4 protein-coding genes and 1 pseudogene are annotated in these 9,135 nt (G+C 62.9%); all 5 read right to left on the bottom strand.

Going from position 1 to position 9,135, the window contains the following annotated elements; genetic code table 11:
• Nucleotides 1-423 precede the first annotated feature (423 nt).
• On the bottom strand, nt 424-645 hold the full coding sequence (locus MAMT_RS11975) for a hypothetical protein (RefSeq protein WP_150003879.1): 222 nt from the start codon (nt 643-645) through the stop codon (nt 424-426).
• 209 nt (nt 646-854) lie between these two features.
• Entirely contained in the window at nt 855-3,692 is a 2,838-nt protein-coding gene (locus MAMT_RS11970; protein WP_142661086.1) for an ATP-binding protein, read from the bottom strand.
• The gene (locus tag MAMT_RS11965) at nt 3,689-6,676 is read right to left on the bottom strand and encodes a DUF1156 domain-containing protein (RefSeq protein WP_178087094.1); all 2,988 of its coding nucleotides are present in this window, start codon (nt 6,674-6,676) and stop codon (nt 3,689-3,691) included. The genes MAMT_RS11970 and MAMT_RS11965 overlap by 4 nt, the downstream gene beginning before the upstream one ends.
• Nucleotides 6,673-7,920: an ATP-binding protein gene (locus tag MAMT_RS11960; RefSeq protein WP_142661085.1), complete on the bottom strand. Its 1,248-nt coding sequence runs from the start codon at nt 7,918-7,920 to the stop codon at nt 6,673-6,675. Before MAMT_RS11960 ends, MAMT_RS11965 begins: the two co-directional genes overlap by 4 nt.
• A 3-nt stretch (nt 7,921-7,923) precedes the next feature.
• Nucleotides 7,924-9,135: pseudogene (locus tag MAMT_RS11955) on the bottom strand (ATP-binding protein); the annotation flags it as partial.

The raw sequence follows: 9,135 nt of genomic DNA, 5'->3' as shown, positions 1-9,135 counted from the left end.
ACTCCCGGATCACGTAGGAGGAATAGACCTTCCCGTTGCGCCGCGTGCGGACCTCCTGCAAATGCATACCTACACATTATCCGATATTGCGCCTACATCTCAAGTGAATATTGGAATATATCGGTCCTACACAATTGGGTAAAAGTCATTGATGCGTCAGCAAAATGGTCAAAAACCTGCGGAAGTTCGGTTAATTCGAATCGAGAGGGGTTGGAGGCACCGAGCCGTTCCAAGTCCCCTCCCGGCTCGCTCCTGGGGTGTCTTCCCATACTGCCAAGGGCGTCCGGTAATCAAGTCCCTGATGCAGTCGTTCCTTCTGTAGAACCCGAAGTACTCGTCCAGGCGATGCCACGACGCGATCTGCCGGGCGTCCGGACCTGCCAGCTAATCGTAAAGCCCGCCGTGGTCCAGACCGAGCAACCCTCACGGGCGGCGCACGGACAGTTCCCCCGGGCAGTGAATCACGGCCCGACGGGCCTCAAGTGAGAGGGCCGAGCTTCTTTTCAGCCAGCGGTTTTTCCGCTCCCGCAACTCGGCGGCTTGGCTCTCGCGCTCCAACCGCCGACCTACCGCGACCGGATGCACCCCAAATTCCGTGCTCAATTGGTTGATCGTTTTGTCCTCGCGCAACGCCACGACGACCACCTTGGCCTTAGACTCCGCGCTCTGCCGACGACGCGTCCGTTTGCTTGTCTTGTCTTGTCTGACATTCCAGCAGCTTCCTTTTTATAGTTAACAACCGGTCGGATTTTTAGGGAGCAGTTCACAAGGCATGCTATTCTGCCGAGCTCACTTCCGAATCGGACCACCGAAAGGTCGACCGGGTGAGATAATCGGTCGACGTACCACGAGGGTCACTCCTCGATCTGGAATGTCAGTCCGAGCTGCCGTGCGGCCTCCTTCATCGCCTTGAGCGCGGGATCGTTCTCGCTCAACTTCCGGTCGTCCGGAACGACTATCTCGAACTGCACGCCGAGCCCGAGCTTCTTCAGATTCATCCGAGCGGCGGGCCCCACGAAGCAACGAAAAAGCTCGCCCCAGTTCTCGACCGGAACGTCACCGCGGACGACGAATCGGCGAACCGTGCCCTTGGCCCCGGGCTTCGTGGCGGTGCCCGTTCCTGAAGTGTCGCCGGGTGTTGTGCCGCTTTCCGTTCCGCCTCCGACGCCTGATTCTTCGGCACCCACACCGGCTCCGGCGGTCTCCTCGCCACCAAGGACCTTCGCCGGCTCCGGCGTGAATGGCGGGATGATCCACACGCCGTCCTCGCTCGGATCGAGCGACACCGACTGCTTGCAGTACCGGGTCTGGAGCGTCGAGAGGCTTCCGCCCCGGCCGACGCCCACCAGTCCGTCCACACAGGCTTGTGCGAGCCCTCCGGTCACTGCCTCCTTGGCCGCGACCATGGGCTTGTCTGTGAACCGCAGGAAGGCCTCGACGGCATCCTTCAGGCGTAGCCCACCTTCCTTCGGGATGAGGCCCGTGCTCTCGAGCGTCACCGAGCCGACGCGTCGGAGAATCCATTCCTCGTCCTCAACGAGCGTCGTCCACACGTAGCCAAGGTGTTCCTGGAAGGTCCGGCGCGCGTCCGAGAGCGCGCACGGCTCGACCTCTTGCCCGCGCACCCGAAGGACAACGGTGTAGGCGGGGCCCAGTGCCTCGAGGGTGGCCTTACGTGCCGCGTCCAGGCGCTTCTTGAGATCTTCCTGCTGCTCCTCGTCGAGCTGATCCCAGTAGTCCGCGCGGACGCCCTCCAGAGCCGCCCGCTCTCGGTGTGCCTGCCGGAGTTTGCTTAGCCCCCGAGTGGTTCCCACCAGAAAGAGCAGCGTGTTGCGGTACAGGCGGTCCTTTCCACCGCACCGAGTGCTGATCGCCTTCACGCGCTCCTGGATCGCGTCCTTCGCCCCGCCGTTCTCGTCCCAGGCGAGTGACGGTGGAAGGATCAGCAAGGTGAGCGACTTCTGCTCCGGCAGATCCTCGGCGGGGTTGACGATCACGCGCCAGGTCGCGCCTGCGAGAGCCCCCTTCTGCGACTCGGCCCGGAGGTCATCGAGGATCTCTTCGCCGAAGCTCTCCTTCGCGCTCTGCTGGCGGTACTGGACGACCAGCTTGTTCAGCGTCGGCTTCGTGCCGAACCAGTAGCGCTTGCCGAGGCTCCCGGCGGTCGCCGTGTGGAGGTAGAAGCAGCGGTTCTCCAGCTCCAACAAGGCCCCGTCCGCGTAGTTCCAGTTCAGGCCCTGCTTGGCGCACGCGAGCTTCAGGTCTTTCGAGCTGAATCCGCTACGACCGCCCTGGCCGCCGAACGAGCCGAGAAGGATGGCGGAAGCCAGCCCCCGCCCGATGGACTCGCTCCGGTAGTCGCCTCCGCGTTCCTCGTCGAAGACGCCAGCGTTGGACCGCTCACCGATGATGTCGGCGGCCGCCACGGACTGGTACGCGGGACCCCAGAGTCGCGTCAGAGCCGCCTGCAGAGCATCGACGGACCAGCGAATATGGCAAGGTTGGATGACGTGCTGGGTCTCGGTGTTCCCCTGTCGGCGCTTCCAGAGGTCGCCCACGAGGCTGGCGAGCAGGCGCAGCACGCCCCGCGTCCGCTGGAAGTCGGGGTGGCTGCCCCAGCGGGTGTAGAGCGCATCGATGAGCAGGGGATGGAAGGGATAGGCACGCTGGAGCTGCTCGCGGTATGTGTTCTTCGCGGCCTCCGAGGGCACCTCGCCAGCGTGGGCCGCGTACATGCCCTGATAGACCTGGGCGACCTTCTTCGGATAGTCCAGCTCCCTGTCCGGCGCGATGGACTCGAACAGGCGCGCGCGAACGACCTCATAGATCTCCTCGTCTGCGACCGGCTTGACGTCGGCCCCGAGGCGCTGGAAGCGCTTCTCCAGCGTTACGAAAGCCTCCTGCCCCTTTTCGCTCTGGGCGACCTCGTACTTGCTCGCCGGAAGAGTGGCGACCACGACCGCGCCCGGGACCTGCTGCACGGACTCGGTCAACTGCTGGATGAAGGAGACGGTCTGATCCGCCAGGCTCGTCTCGCCTACCGGAACGGCCGCCGCGCCCACGCAGTAGTCGGCCAGCTCGTCCAGCAGGATCAGGCACGGCGACGCGGCCTGCAGAATCTCGAAGAAGATCCCCTGCGGCACACGCTGGCTCTCGTCGTTCGCCCGCACGCGCTCGTAGAGAGCCTTCCCACCGAGCTGGTACGCCAACTCGCCCCACAGCGTGCGTAGCTGAACGCCGTCTCCGACCTGGCGGCCCTGGGTCGCGTCGCAGGTCTGGTTGGTGAAGACCGCGACGCCTTTCACCTTATCCGGCAGTTGCCCACCGATGGCCTTTCGCAGTCCCTCCGAGTGAAGCGATCCTTTCAGCCGATCCGCGTGTTTCGCCAAATGCCACAAGGCGACGAGCGTGTGCGTTTTACCGCCGCCGAAGGCCGTTTGGAGACTGATGATGCGGTCTCCGGTTTCGCCGCCGCGGCGCAACGCCTCCGCAACCCGACTCAACACGGTGGACAGCCCGGTGGTCAGGTAGGTCTTGCGGAAGAACTCTTCGGGATCGAGGTAGACTTCCGGGGCCGTGCCCTGGACGACCGCCCAGACGTTCGCCGCGAAGACGGCCTCCGCGAGGCGCCCTTCACGGATGTCCTCGTGAGGTGTCGCAACGGCGTACCAGGGCTTGAGGGTTTCACTCATGATCGCTTCTCACCTCCTTCGTCGAAGGACAGTTCCCGTTGCGCGTCCCTGTATGCCGTGCTCTTGCCTTCCGTGCGCAGCGTCTGGCGCTCGCCGAGCAAGGCGTTGATCAGCTTCCAGTCCTCCAGATCGCGGGGGAAGACCTCGAAGAGCGCCTGAGCCAGTTTCCAGAACGGGCCGTCCTCCAAGAGGTCGCGTTGGCCGAGATACCCGACCAACTCCTTTCGCTTTTCTTCCTTCCAGAGAAGCATGCTGCGATGGAGTGCATCGATGTGGGGCGGATTCTGATCGATCCCGAGTCCTCGGCGGTCGGCGCGGTCCTCAAGCAGCGCAAGGCGGCACTTCGAACCCTCTACCACGAAAATGCCGTGTCCGCGAGCAACCTCCATCGCGTTGTCCTCGTCGCCGCCGATCTGCACAACCAGCCGGGCGTCGTCCCAGGCCTGCGTCGCTGTGCCATAGAGGTTCGCCCAGACGTAGTAAAGCGTCGAGAGGTTGTCCCCGCAGAACTCGCCGGCAATGGCGGCCCGGGCCGCGTGCTTCGCGAGTTCCAGAAGCTCGGGAATCCCGATGGGCGTGCCGTCCGCCTTCTCCACGCGCTCGTACTTGCCAAAAACGCCGACGGCTGGCCCGTAACAGGCGACGACGAGGTCGACACCGCGGAAGCCGTACGACCAGAAGCGCTTGACGGATTCCTGGACAACCTGCTCGATCTCCCGCTGCACTTGCTTGTAGGAAGCGGCGCTGCCAACGATCCGGCGGCGGCAAGCGACGGTCACCGATGATTCCAGCGACGCTGTCCCCAACGCAAGAGCAGTGTTGGGCATTTCCGTCGCAATCGGCCAGGTCGCATCCGGAGAGAGTCCCGCCTCAAAGAGAGCCGAGAGCAGAGCGGTCCAGGCATCGGTTGACTGATGCGCGAACATGACGGTGATGAGCTTCGGTTCCTTTGCCACACGTCTGCATTCTCTAAAGCTCTTCGTCAGCAGACGGCGATAGAACTCATTCGCGCGTTCCTGAGATCCGTTGCGACGGTGCTTGTGGCTTGTCGCCTCCTCCTCCTTTGGAGTTTGCGGTGTCTGGAATACTGTTGGAAGCACCTCGGCCAGGGATCGTTTCAACCAGACATAAAAGAAGTCAGACAGGTCTGCGTAGGCGATAGAGTTCCCATACGGAGGATCCGTGACGATGTAGTCGCAGAACCCGGTCTCAATGTCGCTCATCCTAGCCGCCGATCCCAGTGTGATGCGGGGAGTTATCCACGTATTCGCATCGGCTTCCTCATGGCGCAAGACCTTGAGCATGTATGCGAGCTGTGTTGATGCGGTGCCAGAGGAGTCAGCGAAGGGATTCACTTCTGGGTAGTCCCACATCATGGGTACCGACTGACCGCTGAACGGTGTTTCGCTCTTCTGGTGACTCGCACGCCAGCGCGTGAACGTGTTTCCGAAGGCGGCAACACGATCGATCCAGAGGCCAAGATAAGTGGCGAGCGCACGTCGATAGTCAGCGTCCGGAAGATTCTGCTCCATCGCGGCGACGGCCTCGTGAAGGCCTTTCACCAAGTGATCCATCAACACGAGCTGACGATGATTGAAGAGCTGCCCCCAGCGCGTGAATCCGTAAAGCTCGAGGTTGATGCTACGGTGTGAACCAGCGTCGGGTGACGCGGCGGGGCCATTGATCTCTGGAACGATGTACTCGCCAGGAACCTCTACCTGGACCGCTCTTGCCCTCTCGACTGCGTGAAGGTCGGCGTCTTCGACTGGCCTATAGTCTTTTCCTCCCTTGCCCTCGACGACTACAGCCACCATCCGCTCGCCCATCTTGCCAGCCTGCCCCGCAGCGCGCAGGTCTGCTTCCGACGTTGTCTGTTCGCAGTAAGGGCAGACGGCGGGTCCTCGTTGGCCTTTGGTCCCCTCTGTCCGCTTGATCGCCTGACCCTTGGCGATTCCGCAGGAGACCTCCTTCCGTGCCTTATCCACGTTCATCGTGAGCGCCGTCTTACTGCCCTTGCTGCACAGGACAAGGCTGCGGAGCAACGGAATCTGGCCCTGACACGATGGATTGGAGCACGGTGCCGTCCTAGCCCACAGGTATGCTAGGATGGGGTGACCGTCTTTCCCCGCGGGATACAGATGCTGGATTTTCTCTCGCGTCCATTCCAGAACCCAGTTGGCCCACCTCTCAAAGTCGTGGACGAGAATGTTGGGAACCTGGACCTCTCGTTCGACCTGCTTGCCGAACTCCTCGACGAGCTTCTTTCTCTTGCCCGGCTTACCGTACTTTTGGGGGAATTCGCAGGTCGCCCGCAAGACCAGATATGCCACTGGATTGTAGTCGTTGGCGATGGCCTGGCACCCGAGCCGACCAGCCTCAAGGGGGATCGCGCCGCCGCCGGCGAAGGGATCGAGTACGGTCGGGACATCGCCTCCGTGAGCGACCTTCACCAGCTCGCGCGCGATGCGAAGGACCTCGTTTCCCTGGGTGTTCTCCGGATCGGAAGTTTCCCATTTCACGAGGGAACGGTCGTCGAGGAGCTCCTTGGGCGCCGCCGCGTTCTTTCGCTTTCCCGCCTCGAACGCCAGGGACTCTGGGGACCACTTGGCGATGAACATGAGCAGGCGATTGCGCAAGGTATCGGGCATGCCGTCGTAGGGCCGGTACGGGTCCTCGTCGCGGCGGATCTCACGCCCACGACGATAGTGTTTAAGTTCCGCCGGGACCTGCGTCTTGAGATGGCGCTCCACAGCAGCCCGGAATTCCTCAGGACAGAAAGGATCATCGGGATCGGGCACGAGCGAAGCGAAGACCACCGCGCGCGATGCCGCCAAAGGACGACGAGCCCACCAGAGGTGCAGATGGCTGATGTGGGCGTGGTGGATGTTCTTGTCCCGCACGCTTTCCGCCGAGATCTCCCGAATGGGCAACGCGACCTCGATCAGGCGGCGGCAATCGCCGGTATCGCTTCGTTGCTTGTTCATGACTCGCCCGTCCGATCCTGGTGAGGCGAGGGCTTTGCCCAAATCGTGAGCCTCAGCTCTTCTCCGAACAGCTCGTAAATCGGACGGCGACCGGAGTGGGTCTCGCTGGCGTCGAGAATCCGTCGCACACCCTCGCCGCGCGACTCCAAAAATGCCCGTCCGGTCCGGCGGCTTTTCATCCTCGAGAGAAAACTCACGAGGAGCTGGTTTCGCGTGAACACACGGAACGGCATTGTCTCGATCGTGAGGGTGTTTGGAAGACCGCCAGGGCTGTAGAGTTCCAGCCGGTCGGAGAAGAGGAAGAGCCTGATCTTCGAGCCGGCGATCGAGTAGTCGCGATGCGCTATGGCGTTGACGACCGCCTCGTGAACCACGCCAATGTCATACTGCGGATGGTCCTCCCGCCCAGCAGGCTTGCGCGCCGGCTTGAGCATGAAGCGCGCGACGAAGGCCCTCGCATCGTCGATTTGCGCATCGCATCTCCCATCGATCTGTTCCGAGTGCACCAGATCGTCGGAAGTCAGAGCGATGCTGCGGTAGACCGCCGCTTCAATGTATGCGGATGGCAAACGGGCCCGCGGCGCCTTGCCGAAGGCCAAAAGTCCGGCGACAGTGGGCCGGTCAGGCTCTTCGTCGGCTCTGGCGAGAATCCGCGTGTTGCGCAGAAGGTCCTGCCACGGGATCGCTGGGGGACGGTTCTGGAAGAATCGTTCCAAGGCCTCGCGATCGAGGTCTTCTTTCGTCGCCGTCGGAACGGGCTGTTCGTCAAAGACGAAAGCGCGGCCGCGTTCCTGGAACAACCTGGCCAGCGGCGCTCCCGTGAGGATCTGCTTGCTAGAACCAACCCGCACATAGTGCCGTCCGCCGCTCGTAGCGGGGACGTAGAGACCGCGGCGAAGCTCGACCAACATGACGATGACCTCGCGGCCGTTGGGTTGCGGGAGCCGCTCCTTCCGCAAGATCGGCCGGATCGAAGGATCGCAGTTGTTCGTCGCCACGTTGAAAACCCACTGCTCGACATCCCCGAGTCGGTCCTCCGGCAGTCCGCGAACGATCCCGCTATCCTCCACGCCCAGAAAGATGACTCCCCCCTCGGCGTTCGCGAAGCCTACCATTTCGCCCGCCAAGTCCTCGGTGTTCGGCGAACGAACTCCGTGCGCACCGAGCAGCACCTCCTTGAACTCCGCGCGGGCATCCTCCCCGTTGGCGAGCTGTCGTTCGATCTCATCCAAAGTGTCAAACATAGCTCAGTACCCGTACCGTTCGCGGCGCAACCGAAAGGCCTCGGCGCTGCCTTCCATGATGCGGCTGACGAGTTCCTTGACAGGCGGGCGGTCGATGCTCCCCGCGTCGAGCACGACGCCGAGCCTGTCCTTGACGCCGAGGGCCACAATCAGCTCAGCATCTCCGTTCACGGGAATGTTGGCGTTATGCGTCGCGATGATCACCTGCCGCGAGAACTTGCGCCGTCGCAGCAGGTCCACGACTACCTTGTAAACGTACTGGTTGTCCAGGTCATCCTCGGGCTGGTCGATGATGATGGGCTGGTCCCCGGCCGACAACAGCAGGCTCAGGATCGCCGTGCTTTTCTCGCCGACGGATCCCGTTTCGATCGTCTTGAAGGAGCCGTCAGGTGCACGGACCTTCGCTTCGACGAGATCCTCTGGGAGGAAACGCTCCATTTCATCCAATCGGAAGCGATCCCGCCGCAAGAGAGCATTGAAGAACGTCCTGGTTAGGCGTTCGGCACCGATCAGCGCCGCCACCTGTGACTCCTGGGGGATAAGCGAGGTCCCCCGCGCCACGCTCTTCTCCATGTCGGCGCGCATCGCCCCGACAAGCTCGCGGATGCGATCCGGTACCTGTCCGTTCTCGGCAAAGACATAGTCACAAAGTTCCGTCCAGTCGCGTTGCTGGAGCCCGGCGCCCCCAAACCACTGCTCGCGGCGAGACTCGAAGTCCTCCCGGTCCCGGAACCCAAATGTCTCCAGCCGTACATCGGCGTCGATCTCCTCGAGCGCCCGTGCGCGATCGCGGCGTGCAGCCAGTCGTTGCTCGTGGACCTCGACCAGCTGCAGGCGGGCCTCGCGCAGTTTCCGAGAGTTTTCCTCAAGCTGTTGGCCCGTCTTCTGGAGCGAAGCCAGCTCGCGTTCGAGCAACGCCCGTCTCTGAAGGAGCTTCTCGTGCTGGGTAAAGTCCACGCCGCGGGAGATCATCTCCTGCCGCAAGACGTCGTATGCGGAACGTGCCTGCTCATAGCTTGCCTGCCACTTTTCGGCCTGCTCGGCCAGAATGGCGTCGCGTAGCGCCCGCAAGCTGCCAGCCTGCCTGCTAAGCACGCTTGCGGCTGCCTCCCGCGCGGCGCGTACCCGATCGGCAACCGAACCCAGCCAAGCGGCTGTCGGCGTGGTGCCCGGGAGTTCGCTCGGCCCGGCGGCGTCCGCTCCCGTCGCGGCCGC

This window comes from Methylacidimicrobium tartarophylax (assembly GCF_902143375.2).
GTDB lineage: Bacteria > Verrucomicrobiota > Verrucomicrobiia > Methylacidiphilales > Methylacidiphilaceae > Methylacidimicrobium > Methylacidimicrobium tartarophylax.
This window is presented reverse-complemented; position numbering and strand designations above follow the sequence as displayed.